The 21125-nt window shown below is 64.1% G+C and carries 10 protein-coding genes and 7 pseudogenes; 4 read left to right on the forward strand and 13 right to left on the reverse strand.

The window, feature by feature from the left end; genetic code table 11:
* Window positions 1-108: 108 nt before the first annotated feature.
* The 4 genes and pseudogenes from G6N41_RS28485 to G6N41_RS29545 all read right to left on the reverse strand — a co-directional run.
* Window positions 109-412: pseudogene (locus G6N41_RS28485) on the reverse strand (IS1634 family transposase); the annotation flags it as partial.
* On the reverse strand, window positions 388-1650 hold the full coding sequence (locus tag G6N41_RS29540; RefSeq protein ID WP_321573809.1) for a non-ribosomal peptide synthetase: 1263 nt from the start codon (window positions 1648-1650) through the stop codon (window positions 388-390). The gene G6N41_RS29540 and the pseudogene G6N41_RS28485, both read right to left, overlap by 25 nt.
* Window positions 1638-5657 (reverse strand): amino acid adenylation domain-containing protein, encoded by a 4020-nt coding sequence (locus tag G6N41_RS11685; RefSeq protein ID WP_259594283.1) that lies wholly within the window; start codon window positions 5655-5657, stop codon window positions 1638-1640. The genes G6N41_RS29540 and G6N41_RS11685 overlap by 13 nt, the downstream gene beginning before the upstream one ends.
* A 51-nt stretch (window positions 5658-5708) precedes the next feature.
* A pseudogene (locus G6N41_RS29545) lies at window positions 5709-6674 on the reverse strand (condensation domain-containing protein); the annotation flags it as partial.
* Window positions 6675-7545: 871 nt separating this feature from the next.
* On the opposite strand from G6N41_RS29545, the gene G6N41_RS29995 reads away from it, so the two are divergent.
* Window positions 7546-7758, forward strand: a complete 213-nt coding sequence (locus G6N41_RS29995; RefSeq protein ID WP_242412392.1) for an MmpS family transport accessory protein — start codon at window positions 7546-7548, stop codon at window positions 7756-7758.
* Window positions 7759-7927: 169 nt separating this feature from the next.
* Here the strand turns inward: G6N41_RS29995 and G6N41_RS11695 are convergent.
* The 6 genes and pseudogenes from G6N41_RS11695 to G6N41_RS28495 all read right to left on the reverse strand — a co-directional run.
* Window positions 7928-8692 (reverse strand): annotated as a pseudogene (locus tag G6N41_RS11695) (cytochrome P450); the annotation flags it as partial.
* 64 nt (window positions 8693-8756) lie between these two features.
* Window positions 8757-9569, reverse strand: a complete 813-nt coding sequence (gene istB / locus G6N41_RS11700; RefSeq protein WP_198965366.1) for an IS21-like element helper ATPase IstB — start codon at window positions 9567-9569, stop codon at window positions 8757-8759.
* Window positions 9566-9826 (reverse strand): annotated as a pseudogene (locus G6N41_RS11705) (IS21 family transposase); the annotation flags it as partial. The pseudogene G6N41_RS11705 and the gene istB, both read right to left, overlap by 4 nt.
* Before the next feature lie 10 nt (window positions 9827-9836).
* Window positions 9837-10707, reverse strand: a pseudogene (locus tag G6N41_RS11710) (IS5 family transposase).
* 47 nt (window positions 10708-10754) lie between these two features.
* Window positions 10755-12017, reverse strand: a pseudogene (gene istA / locus G6N41_RS11715) (IS21 family transposase); the annotation flags it as partial.
* A 429-nt stretch (window positions 12018-12446) separates the two neighbouring features.
* On the reverse strand, window positions 12447-12902 hold the full coding sequence (locus G6N41_RS28495; protein WP_231608937.1) for a cytochrome P450: 456 nt from the start codon (window positions 12900-12902) through the stop codon (window positions 12447-12449).
* Between the two features lie 1029 nt (window positions 12903-13931).
* Here G6N41_RS28495 and G6N41_RS11725 point away from each other — a divergent pair.
* Window positions 13932-14805: pseudogene (locus G6N41_RS11725) on the forward strand (IS5 family transposase).
* A 10-nt stretch (window positions 14806-14815) separates the two neighbouring features.
* On the opposite strand, the gene G6N41_RS11730 reads toward G6N41_RS11725, so the two are convergent.
* Window positions 14816-15265: an STAS domain-containing protein gene (locus G6N41_RS11730; RefSeq protein ID WP_198967438.1), complete on the reverse strand. Its 450-nt coding sequence runs from the start codon at window positions 15263-15265 to the stop codon at window positions 14816-14818.
* 324 nt (window positions 15266-15589) lie between these two features.
* Here G6N41_RS11730 and G6N41_RS11735 point away from each other — a divergent pair, with 324 nt between their 5' ends.
* Window positions 15590-16810: an acyltransferase family protein gene (locus tag G6N41_RS11735; RefSeq protein WP_198967836.1), complete on the forward strand. Its 1221-nt coding sequence runs from the start codon at window positions 15590-15592 to the stop codon at window positions 16808-16810.
* Between the two features lie 132 nt (window positions 16811-16942).
* A complete protein-coding gene (locus G6N41_RS11740) occupies window positions 16943-17647 on the forward strand; it encodes an Rv0518 family GDSL lipase (RefSeq protein ID WP_407663807.1) in 705 nt (234 codons plus the stop codon).
* A 297-nt stretch (window positions 17648-17944) separates the two neighbouring features.
* Here G6N41_RS11740 and G6N41_RS11745 read toward each other — a convergent pair whose 3' ends face one another.
* Window positions 17945-20107, reverse strand: a complete 2163-nt coding sequence (locus G6N41_RS11745) for an acyltransferase family protein (protein ID WP_231608938.1) — start codon at window positions 20105-20107, stop codon at window positions 17945-17947.
* A 51-nt stretch (window positions 20108-20158) separates the two neighbouring features.
* Window positions 20159-21031, reverse strand: coding sequence for an alpha/beta hydrolase (locus G6N41_RS11750; protein WP_020727513.1), 873 nt, complete (start codon window positions 21029-21031; stop codon window positions 20159-20161).
* Window positions 21032-21125: the final 94 nt, after the last annotated feature.

Genomic DNA, 21125 nt, shown 5'->3' on the forward strand with positions numbered 1-21125 from the left:
GGCCTGAGCCAGGTCGCGCAGCGCCTCGTGCACCGAGCTCCGAGTTGGCTCAATTGGAGGACGGGTCGGCAGCAGTGAGGGTGTGGTCGCCGGCCTTGATCTTGACCGTGCGGGTCCCCACCCGCCACGACGGACGCTGGCCGTAGCCAAGGTTTGCCGCCACCGGCGTTGGGCCTAGATCGGCATCCGCCGCTTGACGGTGGCATAGGAGATCGGCTGGACCCCGATCTCGGTGAGCACTCGTTCGGTGTCGATCATGGTGCTGGGCCCAATGATCCGCGCCATCACGAAACACGTTGTCGCTATAGATGGTTGAGCCGAACCCTAGGATCCGGTAAGACGCGCACACGCCGTTTCGCAGATGTCTTCTTGGGTGATTTGTGTGTGTCATTGGAGGAGGTTTTTGAGGTGGTTGGTGTAGGTGGGGGTGTGGTTGGGGTGGAGGAGTTGGTGGTGTGTGCAGTTGGTTGAGTGGGTTGTGGTGGGGCCGGTGAGGTGTGGTTGCCAGGCGTGGAGGAGGTATGCGGCTTTGGTGTGGGTGCTTTCGTAGGTGGGGTGGTTGGGGGGTGGGGTGTGTTCGGCGGCGATGAGCAGGGTGGGGCCGCTGTAGGTGTGGGGTTGGTGGTGTTGGTAGAGGGTGATGTTGTTGTTGTGGTTGGTGGTGAGGTGGTGTAGCTGGTCGTCGGGGATGGTGGTGTGGTGGTGGCCGAGCAGTGTTTGCAGGGTTTGGCGGTCGTTTCGGGGGGTGGTTGTTGGGTTGGTGTTGGTGTCGAGGGTGGGTAGTGAGTCGAGCAGGATGAGTCGGGTGTCGGTGTGGCCGCGGTGGTGTAGTTCGATGGCGATTTGGTGGGCGAGGACGCCGCCGTAGGACCAGTCGAGGAGGTGGTAGGGGCCGGTGGGGTGGGTGTTTTGGATGCGGGTGGCGTAGTTGCGGGCCATGGCTTGGAGGGTGTGGGGTGGGGTTTCGTCGGTGTTGAGGGTTTGGTTGATGCCGATGAGGGGGTTGGTGAGGTGGTTGGCGAGGGTTTGGTAGGGCCAGCTGATGCCGCTGGTGGCGTGGATGCAGAACAGGGGTGTGCCGGTGCCGGTGCGCAGGGTTTGGATGGGGGGGACTGGGCGCAGCCAGCTGTCGAGGACGAACACCCCGGCCCCGGGCACGGGTGCGCCGATGGGCACCACTGTCTTCGCGGGGTGTAGGGGGTTGCTGATCGTGGTGCACATGGTGGTTTCGGTGGGGCCGTAGGCGTTGAGCAGGGTGTGCCCGGTGGCCAAGTGGTGGGCGAGGTCGATCGGGCAGGACTCTCCCACGGTGATGACGGTGGTTGCCTCTAACCCGTGATCGGGGAGTTGGGCTAATGCTGAGGGGGTGTGGGTGAGCACACTGACGTGTTCGTCGATGAGCAGGGCGTGGAAGTCCTCGGGTGAGGTGACGATGTTTTCGGGTACGACCACGACCCGTCCGCCGCTGAGGAGGGCGCCGAGGATTTCCCAGACGGAGACGTCGAAGGCGTAGGAGTGCCATTGCGACCAGACTGCGGCGGTGGGGATGTCGAGATCGAGTTGGGTGGTCAGGGTGGTGGCGTTGTGGTGGGTGATGGCCACGCCTTTGGGGGTTCCGGTGGTGCCGGAGGTGTAGATCAGGTACGCCAGGTCGTGGGGGTTGGGTGGGGGTCGTGGGGGTTGGGTGGGGGTAGTGGGGTGGTGGGGTGGTCATCGAGGTTGGTGAGGGTGTCGAGGGTGAGGGTGGTGATGGCTGGGGTGTGGGGGAGGTGTTGGGCGAGTTCGGTGGTGGTCAGTACCGCGGTGGGGGTGGTGTCGGTGAGCATGAACGCGATACGGGCGTGGGGGTGGTGGGGGTCGATGGGGAGGTAGGCGGCCCCGGTTTTGAGGATGGCCAGGATGGTGAGGATGGCGTGGTCGCTGCGCGGTAGTAGCAGCGCGACGACTGCACCCGCTCGAGCCCCGTGGGTGGTGGTGAGGTGGTGGGCGAGTTGGGTGCTGGCGGTATCGAGGTCGTGGTAGGTCCAGGTGTGGTTCTCGAAGGTGAGGGCCGGGGTGTGGGGGTGGGTGGCGACCACGTTGGTGAAGGCGGCCGGAATCGACACCGCCGTGGTGGTGGGAGCGGTGAGGGTGGGGTGGTTGCCCCAGGTGCGTAGTTGGGTGTGTTCGGTGTCGGTGAGGAGGTCGAGGTGGTGCAGGGGTTGGTTGGGGTGGGTGGTGAAGGTGTGCAGGGTGTGGTGCAGGCGGGTGGCCAGGGTGTTGATGGTGGTGGGGTTGTAGACGTCGGTGCGGTATTCGATGGTGCCGTTCAGGGCCGGTGCTGTGTCGGGGCTGGTGGGGTGTTCGGTCAGGGAGATGACCAGGTCCATGCGGGCGGTGTGGGTGCTGACGGGGTAGGGGCTGATCCGGGCCTCACCCAGGCGCATTTCGGCGCCGGTGGTGTCGTGTTGGGTCCAGGGGTGGTTTTGGAAGGCGAGCATGACCTGGATGAGGGGGTGGTGGGTGCGGGAGCGGGTCGGGTGGAGGTGTTCGACCAATAGTTCGAAGGGGACGTGTTGGTGTTGGTAGGCGGTCAGGCTGTCCTCGCGGATGTGGGCGAGTAGGTCGGTGGGGGTGTCTGCGGGGTGGGTGTGGGTGCGCAGGACCAGGGTGTTGACGAAGAAGCCGATCAGTTCGTCGAGGTGGGGGTGGGTGCGTGCGGCGATCGGGACGCCGATGGCCACATCGTTGGTGTCGGCGAGGGTGGCTAGGACCACGGTCAGGGCGGCGTGGATGACCATGAAGACCGAGACGTGGTGGGTGTGGGCCAGGGTGTGGATTGCGGTGGTTAGTTCGGGGGGCCAGCTGAATTGGTGGCTGGCGCCGCGGTAGTCGGCGATCGGGGGGTAGGGGCGGTCGGTGGGCAGGGGCAGGTGTTCGGGGAGTCCGGCCAGGGTGTGGCGCCAGTAGTGCAGGTCGGTGGCCAGCACGCTGGCCGGGTCGTGGGGGTCGCCGAGGAGTTGGTGGTGCCGCAGGGCGTAGTCGGTGTAGTGCACCGGCAATGGCACCCAGGCCGGTGGGTGTCCGGCGGTGCGGGCGGTGTAGGCGGTGTCGAGGTCGCGGGCGAGCGGGCCCAGCGACCAGCCGTCGGCGGCGATGTGGTGGATCAGCAGTACCAGCACGTGCTGGTGGTCGGCGGTGTGCAAGACGGTGGCGCGGATCGGGATCTCGGCGGCTAGGTCGAAGTGGTAGTTGGTGGCTTCGTTGATGGCGGTGTGCAGGTGTTGGGGTGTCCAACCCTGGGCATCCACGACCTGCCAGAAGATTTCGGCTTGGTCGGGGGTGAGGATGTCTTGGTAGCCGATCCCCTCGCTCGTGGTGCTGAAGCGGGTGCGCAGGGTTTCGTGGCGGGTGATCAGATCGGTGAGTGCGGATCGGAGTGCTTCGGTGTCCAGGGGCCCGTGCAGGTGCAGGACGACCGGGATGTTGTAGACCGCCGAGGGGCCTTGAAGCTGCTCAAGAAACCACAATCGGGACTGGGCAAACGACAACGGCACCCGAGGCGGGCGGGGGCCGGCGACCAACGGCAGCTGAGCGACCGGGTCGGCCCCGACACGTTGTGCTAGCCCGGTGATGGTGGGGGCTTCGAACACATCAGCAACGCGCAGACCGGCGTGCAGGGTGGTGTTGGCGGCGGAGATCAAACGCATCGCCGACAGAGAGTCTCCGCCGAGTTCGAAGAACGAGTCGGCGGCGCTGACCCGGTCACTACCGAGGATTTGGGTGTAGAGGCTGGCCAGGGTTTCTTCCACCGGTCCCTGCGGCGCAACATAAGCCTGCGCGCTAGTGGTGTAGTCGGGGGCGGGCAAAGCGCGGCGGTCGAGTTTGCCGTTGACCGTCAACGGCAACGCGTCGATCACCATGAACGCGGCCGGAACCATATACGCCGGCAACACCTCACTTAACCGGTCACGCAGCCAAGCCGTATCGATCCCACCGCCACCGATGGTGGTGGTGTAGTAGGCCACCAGCCGGGGCTGGCCGGTGTCGGTGTGGGCGATCACCACCGCCTGCTGCACCCCATCGAGGGCGGCCAAGGCGGCGGCGACCTCGCCGCATTCGATGCGGTAACCACGGATTTTGACTTGCTCATCAGCGCGGCCCACATACTGCAGTTGCCCATCAGGGCCCCAACACACCAGGTCACCGGTGCGATACATCCGCGACCCCGCCGCCCCGAACGGACACGCCACAAACCGGGCCGCACTCAACCCACCCCGGCGCCAATAGCCGACACCCACCCCGGCACCGGCCACATACAACTCACCCACGGTCCCCGGCGGCACCGGACGCAACCACCCATCGAGCACAAACAACCCCGCAGCAGGTACCGGGGCGCCGATGGGCACCACCGTCTCGCCGGCGTGCAGCGGGGGTGCGGCGGTGAGGTAGATGGTGGCTTCGGTGGGGCCGTAGGCGTTGAGCAGGGTTCGCCCCGGGGCCCACTGATCGACCAGCTCTGCTGGGCAGGCCTCACCGATCAAGATGACAGCGCTGACTTCGTCGAGGCCTTGGGGGCTCAGCGCCCCCAACCCCGAAGGGGTGTGGTTGAGCACACTGACGTGTTCGTCGGTGAGTAGTTGGTGCAGGTCTGGGGGGCTATGAACGACCTGTTCGGGCACCACGACCAGCCGCCCACCATGGAGCAGGGCCCCGAAGACTTCCAGGACCGCGACATCGAAGCTGTAGGAGTGCCATTGCGACCAGACACCGTCTACAGCGATGTCCAGCTGCAGGTCGGTGAGCAGGGTGGTGACGTTGTGGTGGGTGATGGCCACACCTTTGGGGGTTCCGGTGGTGCCGGAGGTGTAGATCAGATACGCCAGGTCGTGGGGGTTGGGTGGGGGCAGCGCTGTGGTGGGGTAGTCATCGAGGTTGGTGAGGGTGTCGAGGGTGATCACCGGAACACCACTGCTGGTGGGGAGGTGGGTGGTCAGTTCGGTGGTGGTCAACACGGCGGCGGGGGTGGTGTCGGTGAGCATGAACGCGATACGGGCGTGGGGGTGGTGGGGGTCGATGGGGAGGTAGGCGGCCCCGGTTTTGAGGATGGCCAGGATGGCGAGGATGGCGTGGTCGCTGCGCGGTAGCAGCAGCGCAACGACCGCACCCGGCCCAGCACCGTAGTCGAGTAGGTGGTGGGCGAGTTGGGTGCTGGCCGCATCGAGGTCGTGGTAGGTCCAGGTGTGGCCCTCAAACGTCAGGGCCGGGGCGTGGGGGTGAGCGGCGACCACGCTGGTGAAGGCGGCCGGAATCGACACCGCCGTGGTGGTGGGAGCGGTGAGGGTGGGGTGGTTGCCCCAGGTGCGCAGTTGGGTGTGTTCGGTGTCGGTGAGTAGATCGATTGCGGAGACCGACCGGTCGGTATCGTCGATCATCGCCGTCAAGATTTGTTCTAGGCGTTGTGCCAAGACTTCGGTAGTCGCAAAGTCTGACGCGGGGTCACCGGTTCCTTGGGTACTCACCAGTAGTTCGTGACCGTTGTTTTGGAAGTAGATTCCGAAACCGGCGACACCGCCGAAGGCAATACAGATGGCTGTTGCCGGGGCTTGCCCGAACGGGTGGGTCGCGGTGCTGGGGATGAAATTGACTGCCAGGCCGGCGTTGGCTTGCGCGCGCATGCGCCTGTGGTCTTGGTTTTGCAGGGTTTCTACGGGGAATCGCTGATGTTGCACCGCTTTTTCGATCCGGGCATGGGTGTGTCTGCAGAACTGGGCGATGCTGGATCCCGGTGTGGAGGTCAACGTTAACGGGACAGTGCCCACCATCAACCCGGTGAAGGTCATTGACTCAGGTTCGACACGGCGGCTCACCGGGAAATCGATGACAACCTCAGAGTGGTGATCGCACCACTTTCCGACCAGCAGCGCGCACGCCGCGGTTAATATCGCAGATCGGCGCACTCCTAGCGCCCGGCAAAGTTTCTGCACCCCGGTGACGATCGCGGGATTCAGCTGCACCGGCGCGGAAACGCCGTCGCTTTCGGTGTTGTCGTCTAGGGGGTTGATGAAGCGGTAATCAACATCTTTTGCGGGCAAATGATCCGCCTAATAGTTGTGATCGCTGTCGTAGTCGGGCGAGCTCTCGTAGGTGGTCTCGAGGGCGATGAGGTCCTGCAAGGAACCGACAAAGCTCGGAGGAACCGGAGCATCAGCGACCAGGGCTGAGTAGATCATAGCGATCCGGTTGCAGTGAACCATCAAGCCGAATCCGTCACTGACGAGATGATGGAAACAGGAATAGAAATAGAATTTGTCGGTACCGACCCGGTATAGAGCGTATCTGTGCAAGCGTTCGTCGAGTGCCATGGGCTGATTTCGGCTCAGTAATGCACGCCGGTAGGCCTCTAGGACCGGGTCGCCATATGAGCGAAGATCATAAAACGGCATTTCAACGTCATCGCCGGGGTCAATGTGCTGAAGAACTTCGCCATCTTTTTCGAAGAAAACAGCTCTGAGTGAATCGCTTTCCTGCAACGCTTGCTGTATGGCCGTTTCGAGAATGTGCGGAATTATCGGGCCATCGATCACGACAAAATTCGCGATGTTCCATCGCGGCCCAGCACCGTTGATCTGCAGGTCAAGCCAGATGCCCAGCTGGCCGCGGGTTAAAGGCAATCCGCCCTGCCGTGGCCCCACTGATCAACCTCCGATATTACCTATAGCAAGCGGGAAATGACACCCATGCAAGCTGGAAAGCTATGCGTCCAGACTTTCCGTAACCAGCCTCACCGGCAATAGCAGGCAAAGATCTCATCGACCTTTGCCTGGGCGGCCGGGGCCGCCCTGGCTTTCGAGCATCTGCGGAAAACTTCTGTGGACGACCCAGAGCATATGTCGCGATTCTCTAGAGGTCGACTCGAATTCAAAATGTGAACAAAAATTGTCGCGGCCGGGGTTGAAACTGTTTAATATAAGACATGAATGTCTCATTGATGGGCGCGCATGGCCGCCCATCGGGCGGGGAAGCCAGTCTCGGGGTTAGGCGGGTTGTCGATACCCGGTGGTTGCGTTGCTCCGTCTGCCGGCTCCGGTGTGATGTCAAAGGGCGCTCTGAACAGAAAATTTATGCTGAAATTCCGTGCCTGGGTGCACCCGTCGCACGGTTTGGGTTGCGTCACCACTGGTTGTGGTCACGCGGAGAGGTGCCCACCGGGGATGGGTTGAATGGGCTTTCCAAACGCGGGGATTTTCCGCTGCTCTGTGGTCCACAGAGCCTCCGGTCCGTGCCCCGAAGATGTGCCTCTGATAGTTCGGCGGGCAGCGCAACTACGGGCGGAACTGAGATTGGTTTTGAAAAAATACTAGGTTGCATACAATTTGTTGCCAGGGCGCATAGGTGTATTTAGCCTCTGGCATGCTTCGTATGATCGAGGCAATCTGATCAATGACAGCCTGCTTATCCCTAGGCATAATATAGTTTCGGTGTTGGGGCGGCGGTAGATCCCCATTATCGCTGTCTTGATGATTGTCAGTTCGGCACTGGTGGTAGCGCGGATGCAACCCGAAAATGGTGACCTATGAGGTGTTTGATTCTGGAACCTATGCGGATATTGACCACCTCGACCCGGAAGTCATACCGCGTGACCTCAACAAAATGGAATTGCCGTGGCCTATCACTGTCAGGTCGACAGCAGCATCGGTCGCCCCCATATTGGTAGCCCAGGGTGATGGTTCGACGATACGTGGTCGTATTAGCGTTGATGGCGAGGTTAAGGGGTGAACGTACTTCGAACAGTGTGAATGCGCAGACCTTTTGTCCGGTGGAGGGGCTAGGCCAAAATCGCAGGAGAAGCCGGGTAGGCCAGCAGATGCACGCTGCCTACGACGCGAAGCGCGGCAAAAATCAGTCCCCAGACACCGCAGCGAGTCGATCCACGATCCTGGCAAAATCACGATGCTGAAGAATCAGACAACGTCGTCGTACACACCTCTTGGCTTGGCCTGCGTTGGTTTACCCGGGCACGGATAGGTCCGGCAGGGACGATGGGTAGTGGAATGGCAACGGGGAAATCCTCATCGAGTGAGTGGATTTCAGCCTCGCGGATGATCGTGGCTAGCGCTAGGCTCGCTTCGAGCATGGCGAAATGATCCCCGAGGCAGGAACGCCCGCCGCCTCCGAATGGCAGATACTGCCAGCGGTCGCGGCCTTTGGATTTCTTCGGAGCGAACCGATCGGGATCGAACGCTAGCGGATCGTCCCAGAGTGCGGGGTCGCGGTGCATGGCGTACACACCGACAAGACAGTAGGTGCCAGCTTGCACGCGATACCCATCCACCTCGATATCTTGCATGGCTCTTCGCGCCACCGTGGGGCCCGGCGGGCGCAGCCGCATAGCTTCTTGCAGCACTTGGATCGTGTATCCGAGGCGAGGGACATCGGCAGGCGTTAACGGACGATCGCCCAGCTCAGCGGCCTCACCGGCGACTCGATCCTTTAGCTGGGAATGTCGGCCTAGCGCCCACAGTGCGTAGGTCAGCACCGTCGAGGTGGTGTCTTCGCCGAGGATCATGAAATAGACCATCTCGTCACAGATCTGCTGGTCAGACAAGGACTCTCCGGTGTTGGGGTCAGTCGCATCAATCAGGGCCCTAATCAGCGGCGCTTCTCGACTCGGATCAGCCCGGCACGCCGCCCGCATGTCGGCCGCGATCTGTCAATGGCCAAGTTGAAGTATCCGCTGGTGGCCAGATAGAAGTATCCACCCCGGGCGGTAGTTCCTAGGTTGGTGTGGGTTGCTCCTTCCGGTGCTGGGCGTCCTTCATGCGGTAGGAGTCGCCGTCGGTGATGACGAGGGTGGCGTGGTGTAGCAGGCGGTTGAGGATGCTGACTGCGGTGGTCTGCTCGGGCAGGAACCGGCCCCATTGTTCGAAGGGCCAGTGTGACCCGATGGCCAGGCTGCGGCGTTCGTAGGCGCCGGCGACCAAGCGGAACAGCAGTTGGGTACCGGTGTCATCGAGTGGGGCGAAGCCGAGTTCGTCCAAGATGATCAGGTCGACCCGCAGCAGCGATTCGATGATCTTGCCGACGGTGTTGTCGGCCAGGCCGCGGTAGAGGGTCTCGACGAGATCAGCGGCGGTGAAGTAGCGGACCCTGAGCCCGGCGTGGATCGCCGCGGTCCCCAACCCGATCAGGGTGTGGGATTTGCCGGTGCCGGCCGGGCCGATGATCGCCAGGTTCTGTTGGGCCCGTATCCATTCCAGACTTGACAGGTAGTCGAAAACCTTCGGCGGGATCGACGAGGCGGCCACGTCGAAGGACTCCAACGTTTTCGAGACGGGGAACGCGGCGGCCTTGAGCCGGTTGACGATGTTGGAGGCATCCCGGGCGGCCAGTTCGGTCTCGACGAGCGTGCGCAGCACTTCCTCAGGAGTCCAGCGTTGGGTCTTGGCGGTCAGCAAGACCTCGGGTGCGCTGCGCCGCACCGCGGCCAACTTCAACCGCCGCAGCCCGGCATCCAGATCAGCGGCCAGCGGCGGCAACGACGGCGGCGCCACGGGTTCGACGGCAGTCGTTGGTGATGTCGTGGTCATGAGATCACCTCGTCATCGGCTCCGACGGGTCCGATCTTGTAGGCGTCCAGGGAACGCATCGGGGCGACCGGTAGGTCCAGAATCAGCGCATCCCCGGCAGGGCGGGGTTGTGGGGTTCCGGTGCCGGCGGCCAGGATGGAGCGCACGTCGGCGGCCCGGAACCGGCGAAACGCTACCGCCCGGTGCAGCGCCGCGATCAGCGCGTCGGTGCCGTGGGCGGCCCCCAGGGCGAGCAGGATCTCCAGCTCTGCGGCTAGGTCCTGTCTGCTAATTGCGGACGCGGTGGTAGGTGATGATGGCGGCCAGGGTGGCACCGCTGAGGTAGGTCAGGGCGTATTTGTCGTAGCAGGTGGCGACCGCGCGCCAGTGTTTGAGCCGGTTGAAGCTTCGCTCGACGGTGTTACGGTGCTTGTAGATTCGGCCTGAGAACCCCGGAGGCCGTCCTCTGTTGCGGCCTTTGGCTTTGCGGCGGGTGATCTGGTCGCTGCGCTCGGGGATGGTATGGGCGATCTTGAGCCGGCGCAGCTGTGCCCGCGTCGAGTCATGGGAGTACGCCTTGTCCGCCAGCAGGTGAAACGGGGCGTATGAGTTGCTGCACCGGGCGGCCAGCAATGGCCAAAGCATCGGATTATCACCGGCTTGACCGGCCGACAGTGCCAGGGTGACCGGACTGCACAGCTGGTCGGTCAAGGCGTGGATCTTGGTAGTCAGCCCGCCGCGGGAACGCCCAATGGCGTGGTCATCGGGCTCATCGAGATATTTCTTGTAATTCGACAGATCCCCTGTGCGGCGCCCGGGGCGCTCCGGCTGCGTGTTGGTGGGCGCGCACACTGGTCGAATCGACCGACAACAGTGCGCCCAGGTCGGCGTCCTCGGCGTCGAGGTCAGAGGCGATCGCCGCGAAGATCCGCGCGTAGATGCCATCGACCGACCAGCGTAGATGCCTCTCGGCCACCGATTGCCAGGGACCGAAGTGCTCGGGCAGGTCACACCACGGAGATCCCGTACGGTAACGCCAGATAATGCCCTCCAGAGTATGTCGATGATCGTTCCACGGCCGGCCACGCCGCCGCCCCGCAGGCAACACCGCCACGATCAGCGACCACAAATCATCAGAAATCGCATGCGTCCGCATCACCCAAACAGCATCAGCCAAAACACCATTCACATTAAGCAGACACGCCCTAGGCGGGTGTTGCCGATCGCCGCGGCGCCGACGAGGAATGCCTCGGCGTCCGCGCCGAGGGCGCAGAACTGCTTCTCCACGCTGGTCTTGGGCCGCGGGCCCCGACTCGGTGCCAGCCTTGGCCCGTCGTAGTGCTCATCGAGGATCGACGCTGAGTCTGGGGCGACCAGTTCGTGTTCGGCCACGATCATCCCGGTAGCCGGTTCGACCAGGCAGACCGCGCCGTGATCGACCACCACTGCCACGGTGGTGCCGATCAGCCGGGTGGGTACCGAGTAGCGGGCCGAGCCGTAGCGCACACAGGAGAGTCGGTCGACCTTGCGCAGCACCGTGGGCGCCCCGATCTGTAAGCGCAACGATGGAAGTGGTTGCAGTACTTGGCGTTCGGAGACCAACCGTTCGTCGGGAATCGCCTGAATCTCCGAGTGCGCCAGGGCATTGACCTCGTCGCACCACGCCGCCGCAGCGGCGTTGGCGGCCCGGATGTCGATCGGCACGCCGTCGACAGCGGACTGGGTCAGCAGCGGCACCGCCAGGTCGCGTTGGGCATAGCCGCACAGGTTCTCCACGATGCCCTTGGATTGTGGGTCGTTGGCGTGACAGAAGTCCGGGGCGAACCCGTAATGGGTGGCCAGTCGGATGTAATCCGGGGTCGGGACGACCACATTGGCGACTACCCCGCCTTTGAGGCAGGCCATCCGATCAGCCAGCACCCACGCCGGGACCCCGCCGATCGCCGACAGGGTTTCGGCGATCAACGCCAGCGTGGTCGAGGCCTTCTGGTCGGCGGCGAAACGCACGAATCGCCACCGGGAGAATGCCAGCACCGCGCAGAACAGGAACAATCCCGGTGCCGCTTGGGCCCAGTCGATCACCAGGTACTGCCCTGGTGACCATACCGCTGGACGGCGCCCGCAGTGATTGGCGCTGCGCCACAACGTCTTCGCCTCGGCAACAAGACGCCGGAAGTTGCGATCCGAGCCTTGGTAGCCTGCGGTGCGGGCGATCGGCAGCAGCCGCTTGGCCGAGATCCGGCCTCCAGATTTCTCGACACGTTCGGCGACCAGCTCGGCCACCGAATCGTAGTTGTGCCCTCGTTCGGCCCGCCGTGCCGGCGGTATGCCGGCCTGGTCGGCCTCGAATTTGTCGATGATCTTCTTGACGGTGCGATGCGTGGTGCCGCACGCGTCGGCGGCGGCCCGGTACGACCCGAGCTGTTGATCGGCAGAAATGATGTCCATGCGGTCCTTCACAGACTTCAATGGAACTCCCCGGTGGTGATGGCCATTGGTTGGCGCCTTCACCGTCACCATCGGGGCCCACAGTTCCTGATCGACACGACGAACACGGGGTGGATACTTTTATCTGGCCAAAACTGGATACCTCGACTTGGCCACCAGTGGCTACTTTTTCATGGCCACGGACACGATCTTGTACATAGCGTCGTAGGCGCCCCGAGCCCTTCGTCGCGCTGGGGTCGGTAGCCAGTGCGGCGCGCGCACAGGTCGTGCGGAACGATCAGCCGCCCATTTCGCCGCCAATGTCACGCCAGTGGTTATCACGTCAGCCTTGTCCTGTAGGTCCAGCCCAAAAACCGAGTGCCCCACCACGCGAAGAACCAGCGCGTGAGAAGCCGCGTTCAGATCGACCTCCGCGCCGTCAGGCCATCCCAGGAGTATGTGATTGGCTGCCTAGGACATTTGTCCAGCAAATCCGGCGACGCGCTGCTTGGTGAATATCGGCTGCAGTGTGCGCCTTCGTGGAAGCCAGGTGTCGTGCGGGAGGTTCAGCATGCTCTCGCCGATGGCGCGACGCAGATCCTTCAGGAGTGGCAGCGTTCCTCGGTCCGACAACGCACCTGAGCGCCCCAAGACGTCGCGAGCCCCTTGGGGTGAAGTGACCATGACCATTGGTGGTACGAGCCGTTTGGGGCCCAACCAGATACGAGTCACCGACCCACCCGTGTCACGCAGGGCCTCACTGCCAACATGAAGCGTCTTGAGCGCCTTCAGCTGTTGCCAGTAAGGCAGTGGGTTTCTCGGCGCCAATCGCAAAGAACGGACATCGGGCGAAACAGCCACCAAGACAACCCTTTCAACCAAATATCTCGTCGGACGTTGAGTTCGATCAAAGGCACTGAACTCCATTTGGCCAGCCCGAAGCCTTTCGGTCGCTGTACTGCCGACAGGGCGAGAGGCTGCTGAGATTTCGACACCAATCAAAGAGCTTTGGCCTCAATGGATTATCAATGAATCTGGATGACCCAGCATGGTCGCGTTGGTTTCTTCCCCGACCGTCCCTGCCGGGCCGCGATATCGACGATCTGCTCACGTCAGGCTGCGCCGTACATGCGTTCGTGTTCGGAGATCGCTGTTGATCGGACCGGGCGGGAGGTTTCGTCGGGAGGCTGTGGTGGTTGCCGTTGGTGGGTAGCGTGAGGTTGCGCGGTCTGCGATAGTGCTTATAGCTCAGCGGGATTCGCGTTGCCCGTGCTGCACGGTGCTGGTCGGTGGGGCGATGTTGCTGATGGCCGGGAGTGTCGGGTCTTGCGAATAGTTCTGCTAGACGACCTGATCCGTAAATTAGTATCGCAATTTGCTGTTGTGACAGGTCCCTAGCGGCGTCGCGAGGGCCAGATGCAACGATGCGGTGTAGCTGTTGGCCCGAGTTGGCTCACTTTAGTGCGCCTCGTCAGCGCGGATTTTGGTCTTGACCGTGCGGGTTCCAACCCGGCACGACGGACACCGGGCTCGTCGCAGACAGGCCGTTCCACGGATGCGTCATCTGCGAGGACGTGATCGGCAGCGGCTCGGAATCCGCCGGCGAGGCGCCGTATTAGTGCGCAAGCCTCGGCTAAACCATTCCCAAAGTTCAAGGCGCCACAGCTAGCGCGAACCGCCAATCGTGAGCCAAATCAAGGACAGGCCACCTCAACGGTGGCCGGCGCGCCCGTTACCGCAGGTCAATCCGTCACGGCGTCGGTGATCTATCACCCACAGCAAAATGGGTGCTGACCCTGACCCTGGCGACCTTTACGGGGGTGCTCGCGGTCGTGGGAGTCTGCCGGTTGCGGCGGGCGCGACAATCGCCCAGTGCGCCTGCCGACAACAGCTCGGATCTCGCGCGCTAGGGCGTGTCTGCTTAATGTGAATGGTGTTTTGGCTGATGCTGTTTGGGTGATGCGGACGCATGCGATTTCTGATGATTTGTGGTCGCTGATCGTGGCGGTGTTGCCTGCGGGGCGGCGGCGTGGCCGGCCGTGGAACGATCATCGACGTACTCTGGAGGGCATTATCTGGCGTTACCGTACGGGATCTCCGTGGTGTGACCTGCCCGAGCACTTCGGTCCCTGGCAATCGGTGGCCGAGAGGCATCTACGCTGGTCGGTCGATGGCATCTACGCGCGGATCTTCGCGGCGATCGCCTCTGACCTCGACGCCGAGGACGCCGACCTGGGCGCACTGTTGTCGGTCGATTCGACCAGTGTGCGCGCCCACCGACACGCAGCCGGAGCGCGCTCCGGGCGCCGCACAGGGGGATCTGTCGAATTACAAGAAATATCTCGATGAGCCCGATGACCACGCCATTGGGCGTTCCCGCGGCGGGCTGACTACCAAGATCCACGCCTTGACCGACCAGCTGTGCAGTCCGGTCACCCTGGCACTGTCGGCCGGTCAAGCCGGTGATAATCCGATGCTTTGGCCATTGCTGGCCGCCCGGTGCAGCAACTCATACGCCCCGTTTCACCTGCTGGCGGACAAGGCGTACTCCTATGACTCGACGCGGGCACAGCTGCGCCGGCTCAAGATCGCCCATACCATCCCCGAGCGCAGCGACCAGATCACCCGCCGCAAAGCCAAAGGCCGCAACAGAGGACGGCCTCCGGGGTTCTCAGGCCGAATCTACAAGCACCGCAACACCGTCGAGCGAAGCTTCAACCGGCTCAAACACTGGCGCGCGGTCGCCACCTGCTACGACGAATACGCCCTGACCTACCTCGGCGGTGTCACCCTGGCCGCCATCATCACCTACCACCGCGTCCGCAATTAGCAGACAGGACCTAAGCGGTTTTTCGGACCAGCGACAACATCAGCTGACGGCGACTGCTGTTGGCCTCAGCCAGGTTGCGCAGCGCCTCGTGCACCGAATGCGCGACCGGAAACATCGTTGCCATGTCCTCACCCAGTAGCTCAACCACGGCCGGGCCTGCGACCAAGGTCCATTCCGTTCCCGCGGCGTGGCACTCCTCATCGATGGCGGCCAGCAGCGAGATCCCGGCCGGAGAAAAGTGACTGACGTCGCCGACATCGAGGACCACCGGGTTCGTCCCGTGGATGAAGTGCTGGATGCGCTTGGTGACCTGATCGACATTGACGGCATCGATCTCGCCCCGGATGGTCACGATGGTGGCCAGGTGGCGGCAGTGCGCGCGGACCACCGCGCCGCTGCACTCGAAGGTGCCATTTTTCTGTCGATCGGCGAAGCTCGACGCGGTGATCGCGATACCCATCAGCGGCCCCCATTCCCGTTGGCGTTGCGTAGCTCGGACCCGACCAAATTCTGTCTCCTAACGCTGCACGTCAAAACTAAGGAGACCAACAGTTGCGTCTAACTCCTCTTTGCTAAAGATGTGAGGCCGGCGACCCGCCGCGCGCTTCCCAACCGGTGCACAGGCTTCGTGCGGCATTTCGGGCGAGCGGAGCTGCTAGGCTGCCGATTGCCCGTCGGGGGGCTCGTGAGGTGGCTGGATCCCCGGGTCAGCCGCACTAGCAGGCGAACCAGACAGCGGATTTCTAGATGGAAAGAGCGCGGAAAGACCATCGTGCGCAGCCCAATGCTTCAGGGTGAGATCAAAGCCCTGACGGGACTCCGCATCGTCGCCGCGGTGTGGGTGGTGCTGTTTCACTTCCGCCCCATGCTGGCCGATGCATCGCCGGATTTTCGGGAGAACCTCGCTCCGGTGCTCAACTGCGGCGCACAGGGCGTCGACCTGTTCTTCATCCTCAGTGGGTTCGTGCTGACCTGGAACTATCTCGATCGCATGGGCCATTCGTGGTCGACGCGGGCGACCCTGCACTTTCTGTGGCTGCGGCTGGCTAGGGTGTGGCCGGTGTACCTGGTCACCATGCACCTTGCCGCGCTGATGGTGATCATGACCCTGCACGTGGGGCATGTGCCGCTGCCCGAGTTCGGTCAGCTCACCGCGGTCAGCTACATACGCCAGGTGCTGATGGTGCAATTGTGGTTTCAGCCCTTCTTCGACGACTCCAGCTGGGATGGTCCGGCCTGGTCGATCAGCGCGGAATGGCTGGCCTACCTGCTGTTCGGCGCACTAGTTTTGGTCATCTTCCGGATGACGCATGCCACCCGGGCGCGCAACCTGATGTGGTTGGCGTTCGCGGCGTCGTTGCCCCCGGTGATCCTGTTGCTGGCCAGCGGCCAGTTCTACACGCCCTGGAGCTGGTTGCCCCGAATTGTCACCCAATTCGTTGCGGGTGCGCTGGCCGCCGCCGCCGTGCGCCGATTGCGGCTGACCGACCGGGCCCGGCGTGCCTCCGGCTACCTGTCGGTCCTGCTGATCGCTGCCATCGTGGGCATCCTCTACCTGGTTGACGCGCACCCGATAAGCGGAGTCGTGGACAGCGGCGGGGTGGTCGACGTGCTGTTTGTGCCGTTGATAGTCACCCTCGCGGTCGGCGTCGGTAGTCTGCCGAGGTTGCTGTCGACTCGGGTCATGGTTTACGGCGGTGAGATCTCGTTCTGCTTGTACATGGTTCACGAGCTGGTGCACACGGCATGGGGTTGGGCGGTGCTGCAATTCGAGCTCACGCCGCAGGACAATCCGTGGAAATGGAATGTCATCGGCCTGCTCGTGATCGCCGTGGCGGCCTCGGTACTGCTGTACCACTTCATCGAAGAGCCGGCCCGGCGCTGGATGCGTAGGATGGTCGATGTCAGAGCCGTGACGGCCAGAATCGAGCCCAGCGAGCCGGTGAACGGTAAGCGCAATCAGGCCGATGGTGCGCTGGAAGGGTTTTCGGCTCGCGCGGTTTGAACAGTGGCGCGCTTGGCCGTGATTCATCGGGCGTGACACGTGGGATGCGTCATTTGCGAGGTAGCGACGGGTTCCCCGTATGATTTGATTTGCGTGCGGCACAAAATGATTCGGTCTGTGGTGGAGGTGGTGGTGAGTCGTCTGGTCATGGTCGTGATCGGTCTCACCCTGCTCGTCGGTGTGGTCGTTGGATTTCCGCTGCGCCCGCTGCACCCGGCGCGGGCGCGCGCATACGACGCCCTGACCGTGGACTATCGGCTCAGCCATATCGCGGTGATCGGTGATTCCTACACCACCGGCACCGATGAGGGCGGCCGGGGACTGAATGCGTGGACTTCTCTTGCCTGGCGGGAGCTGGCCCAGCGAGGCATGCGGATCAACGCCGACGTCGCCGCGGAGGGCAGGGCCGGTTACGGCATGCCCGGCGACCACGGCAGTGTGTTCGAGGATCTGACCGCCGGTGCGGTCAAACCCGACGATGCACTGGTCGTGTTCTTCGGCTCGCGCAACGACCAAGGGGTGGACCTAGGGCTGCTCGGCGACCGGGCGCGCAATGCATTCGACCTGGCGCACCGCGTCGCGCCCTCGGCGCGGCTACTGGTGATCGGACCGCCATGGCCGACCCCTGACGTACCCATTCCGGTGTTGCAGATTCGCGACGTCGTCCGCGCGGCCGCCGGTTTCGCACAAGCCGAGTTCGTCGATCCGATCGCCGAAGGCTGGTTCTTTGACCGCCCCGACCTGATCGGCGCGGACGGTGTGCACCCCAACGACGCCGGACATGCATATTTGGCGGATAAGATTGCGCCGCTGATCGGCGCGCGGCTGGCCGGTTAATTCCAGGTAACTTGATTAGCTCCAAACGCGAAGTTGCGATGGGTGTTTAGCGAGCATGCGGCTGACTTCTCAGTCTTCGGCGTGCCGTTCGTAGTCCCAACGCTCAAGGCGCGCTTGCAATTGCATGAGGCCGAGTCCCGCGAGCGGCGTGACGACCGTGGCGAATACCAACAGCATCGGACTCATATCTGAACCTCCAAAGCTCTTTTATTCCTAGCACGTTCGGCGCCCCCGCGTGGTTCATTCGCCAGAAAACTCGCCGAGGAATTTGGCCGTGATGACCGGCAATCGCCCGGGTCAGCCCGCGGCCAGGGCACGATCGGCGAGCGCGCCGATGACGGGTGCCAGCAACTGCGCGTATTCGGTCGTCAGGTGATTGTCGTCGCGGAACACCAGGGTGTTTCCGATGATCGTGGGGCAGCGATCCAGGGTGCAGAACAGGTCGGTCAGGTCCGCGTAGTGGCCCCCGCCGGCTTCGGTGGCAGTCTGTTCGGCGGCGACGCCGCCGGCGTTGGTAGCAGCGGAGCGCGACGGTGCGCATGCGCCGGCGTCGTCGAGATGGGCGGAAAGGCAGGTGGGCACCGACGACTGCGGATCCGCGACGGGCCCCAGGACCAGGACGCTCGAACCATTGCGACGCAGCTGCGCCACGGTCCGGTTCAAGGTGTCGATCCATGCGGGGTCATACGAGGCGAAGCTGAAGTCCGGTTGATAGCGCCGGCTCATGCACAGCACCACCAACCGTGGCCGTTCGCTCTGTAGCCGCCCCATGATCTCGCCGCGCCACTGTTCACACTCGGTGTACTCGCGGCCCAGATACGGGCTGAGGATTGGTAGATCCTGCATCGGGCAGGTCACTTTGGCCAGCGTTTCAAGGCGCCAGTGGCGCTGTTCGGCAACCAATTGCAGCGCCGGGTCCCACATCGCGGCGTGCGAGTCGCCGACCAGGGTCACCGTTGTCGGCGAGCCGGTGTCGGCCGTTGCGCACTCGCTTTGACCGAGGTCGCGCCAGGAGCGCAGGCACCCGTTGACGAACACCGCCGCCTTGTCGCCGGGCGCGGCGGCCAGCGGTGGATTCAGGTTGGACGGGACCGCGCCCAGGCTGGCGGAGGCCGCGAGCGCCGCGCGCACCGTGGCGAACGCCTGCTGGACCGCCGCCTCCTGTGGGCTGAGTGCTTGCGGGGGTAGCGCGGCCGGGGGCAGCGCAATGATCTTGGCTTCCGGGGCCGCGGTTCCATGGCCGACCGGTACCGGTATGGCGGTGAGCAGCAGCGCGCACGCGCACGCCGCGGCCGCGGTGGCCGCCGCCGCCAGTGTCAGGCTGGCTCGGACCGATCGCAATGCCGCGGTGAACCGGCCTGGATTCTCGACCAGATACATCGTGATCACCGCCAGGCCGGCGGAGACGGTCGTAGCGGCCAGCCGGGCCGGCAGGCCCGCGGGGTCGCCGAGCAGCGGCGGCAGGAGCAGCAGCACCGGCCAGTGCCAGAGGTACCACGAGTAGGACACCCGGCCGATGGCGCGCATGACGGGCCGGCACAGCACCCGGCCGACCCCCATTGCACCGGTGACGCAGCCACTGCCGATCACCAGTGCGGTGCCCAGTACCGGCAGCAGCGCCGCCGTGCCGGGATACGGGGTGTTCGGGCCCAGTTGGGTGCAGGTGAGTAGCAGCAGCGCCAAACCGCCCCATCCGACGATGGTCGCCGGGACCAACGGAAGCCGGCGCCACTGCTGCATTGTGAGGGCAACCAGGCCACCGACGGCCAGCTCCCAGGCCCGGGTCGGCAGCGAGAAGAACGCCCATGGCGGCGAGGTGCGGGTCCAGATTGCCGCGGCTGCCAGCGATGCCGCCGTCACCAGCACCAGGACCACCGCGTACGGGGTGGCGCCGCGGTTGTTCTTCCCGATACGTCGTAGCAACCACGCGGTTGCGATGATCAGCGCCGGCCAGACCAGATAGAACTGTTCCTCCACCCCGAGCGACCAGTAGTGCTGGAACGGCGACGGCGGCAGATCGGAGGCCATGTAGTCGGTGCCTTGCACGGCGAACCGGTAGTTGCCGACGTAGAGGGCGCTGGCGATGCCGTCCACGAAGACCCGCCGTGCTTGTAGCGGCGGCAGCACAATGGCTGAGACGATCGCCGTGGCGACGCCCACGGTTGCCGCGGCCGGCAGCAGCCGGCGAGCGCGCGCACCATAGAAGCGGCCCAGCGCGACCGTATTCGTGGTGGTCACTTCGCGCCAAAGCAGCCCGGTGATCAGGAAACCGGAGATGACGAAGAACACGTCCACGCCGATATAGCCGCCGGAGATCCCCGGAATACCCGCGTGGTACAGGACAACCGCCACCACTGCGATCGCGCGCAGGCCCTCGATGTCGGGGCGAAACGCGATTCGCGGACCGGGCCGCTGCGCTGCGCGGAGCTGGCTGGCGGACCGATCCTGCCGGATTGTCATCAACGTCGTCTTGTCATCAATTTGGTCGGTTCGTGGGGGCCGCACGCATGGCTAGGACGCCATCCAGGCGAGTTCACCGGGAAGGTGCTCGCGCCAGTACTCCGCGTCATGCCCGCCGGGGGAGAAACTGCCCGCCGGTGGATTCTTCAGCTGGTTCACGAATTGGCGGGTGGCGAAGTAAAAGCGGTCGCTGGTGCCGCAATCCACGCGCAGTGGAATCTGGTTGAGCGCCGGCAGACCCACCACGCGGTGCGCCATCCAATCGTCGTAGCTGTCGAAGGCTCCCGGTGCGCTGCCGGTGAAGGAGCTGAACAGGGCCGGGCTTATCGCACAGATCCCCGCGGTCCGTGCCGGGCCCAGCCGGGCCCCCAGCAGCAGCGCCCCGTATCCGCCCATCGACCAGCCCAGAAAACCTACCCGGGAGGTGTCCATCCCCATCGCGGCCAACATCGGCAACAGCTCCTCGAGCACCATCGCGCCGGAGTCCCCGCCGGAGGCCCTGCGGTGCCAGTAGGAGGTCTTGCCGCCGTCCACGCCCACCACGGCGAAGGGCGGCTTGCCGGACTTCACCAGCTGTGCGAGGCCTTCTTCGACACCGAGGTCGAGCATCATGCCCGCGTTGCCGTCCTTGCCGTGCAGGGCGATAACCGGACGCAGCAAGCCGGTCTGGCCGGGCGGAAGGGCGATCACCCAATTCGTCTTGATGCCGCCGCGAGCAGCCGAGATGAACGAGCCGGACAACCTGGTCGGCAGGCTGCTCCCGGCCGCCGGGGGCTCAAACGGAGCGGGTGCCTGCGGTGGGGCCGCCTTGGGTTCGAGGGGATTCAGCCATGCGCTCAGCGCCCACATCCCGGCGGCTCCTGCGCTGGTGCCGGCTCCCATGCGCAGCACCGCGCGGCGGGTCAGGTCAGCCACGAGCGCCATGATGCCGTGCCGACACCGGGTTTCCGGCCGAGGCACGCCGGACAACCGGGCAACGTAATTGTCGCGTGACATCCCGGCGTGCCCGGTGAGCGCG

This window comes from Mycobacterium shottsii (assembly GCF_010728525.1).
GTDB classification, from domain to species: domain Bacteria; phylum Actinomycetota; class Actinomycetes; order Mycobacteriales; family Mycobacteriaceae; genus Mycobacterium; species Mycobacterium marinum.

What these genes read in the sequence shown, in the direction of transcription:
- G6N41_RS11730 (WP_198967438.1), bottom strand. Translation starts at nt 15,265, where the DNA reads ATGGGTATCGCGATCACCGCGTCGAGCTTCGCCGATCGACAGAAAAAT.
- G6N41_RS28495 (WP_231608937.1), bottom strand. Translation starts at nt 12,902, where the DNA reads ATGGAGTTCAGTGCCTTTGATCGAACTCAACGTCCGACGAGATATTTG.
- istB (WP_198965366.1), bottom strand. Translation starts at nt 9,569, where the DNA reads ATGACCACGACATCACCAACGACTGCCGTCGAACCCGTGGCGCCGCCG.
- G6N41_RS11685 (WP_259594283.1), bottom strand. Translation starts at nt 5,657, where the DNA reads ATGCGCGCGCAAGCCAACGCCGGCCTGGCAGTCAATTTCATCCCCAGC.
- G6N41_RS11750 (WP_020727513.1), bottom strand. Translation starts at nt 21,031, where the DNA reads ATGGCGCTCGTGGCTGACCTGACCCGCCGCGCGGTGCTGCGCATGGGA.
- G6N41_RS11735 (WP_198967836.1), top strand. Translation starts at nt 15,590, where the DNA reads ATGCTTCAGGGTGAGATCAAAGCCCTGACGGGACTCCGCATCGTCGCC.
- G6N41_RS29995 (WP_242412392.1), top strand. Translation starts at nt 7,546, where the DNA reads ATGGTGACCTATGAGGTGTTTGATTCTGGAACCTATGCGGATATTGAC.
- G6N41_RS11745 (WP_231608938.1), bottom strand. Translation starts at nt 20,107, where the DNA reads ATGACAATCCGGCAGGATCGGTCCGCCAGCCAGCTCCGCGCAGCGCAG.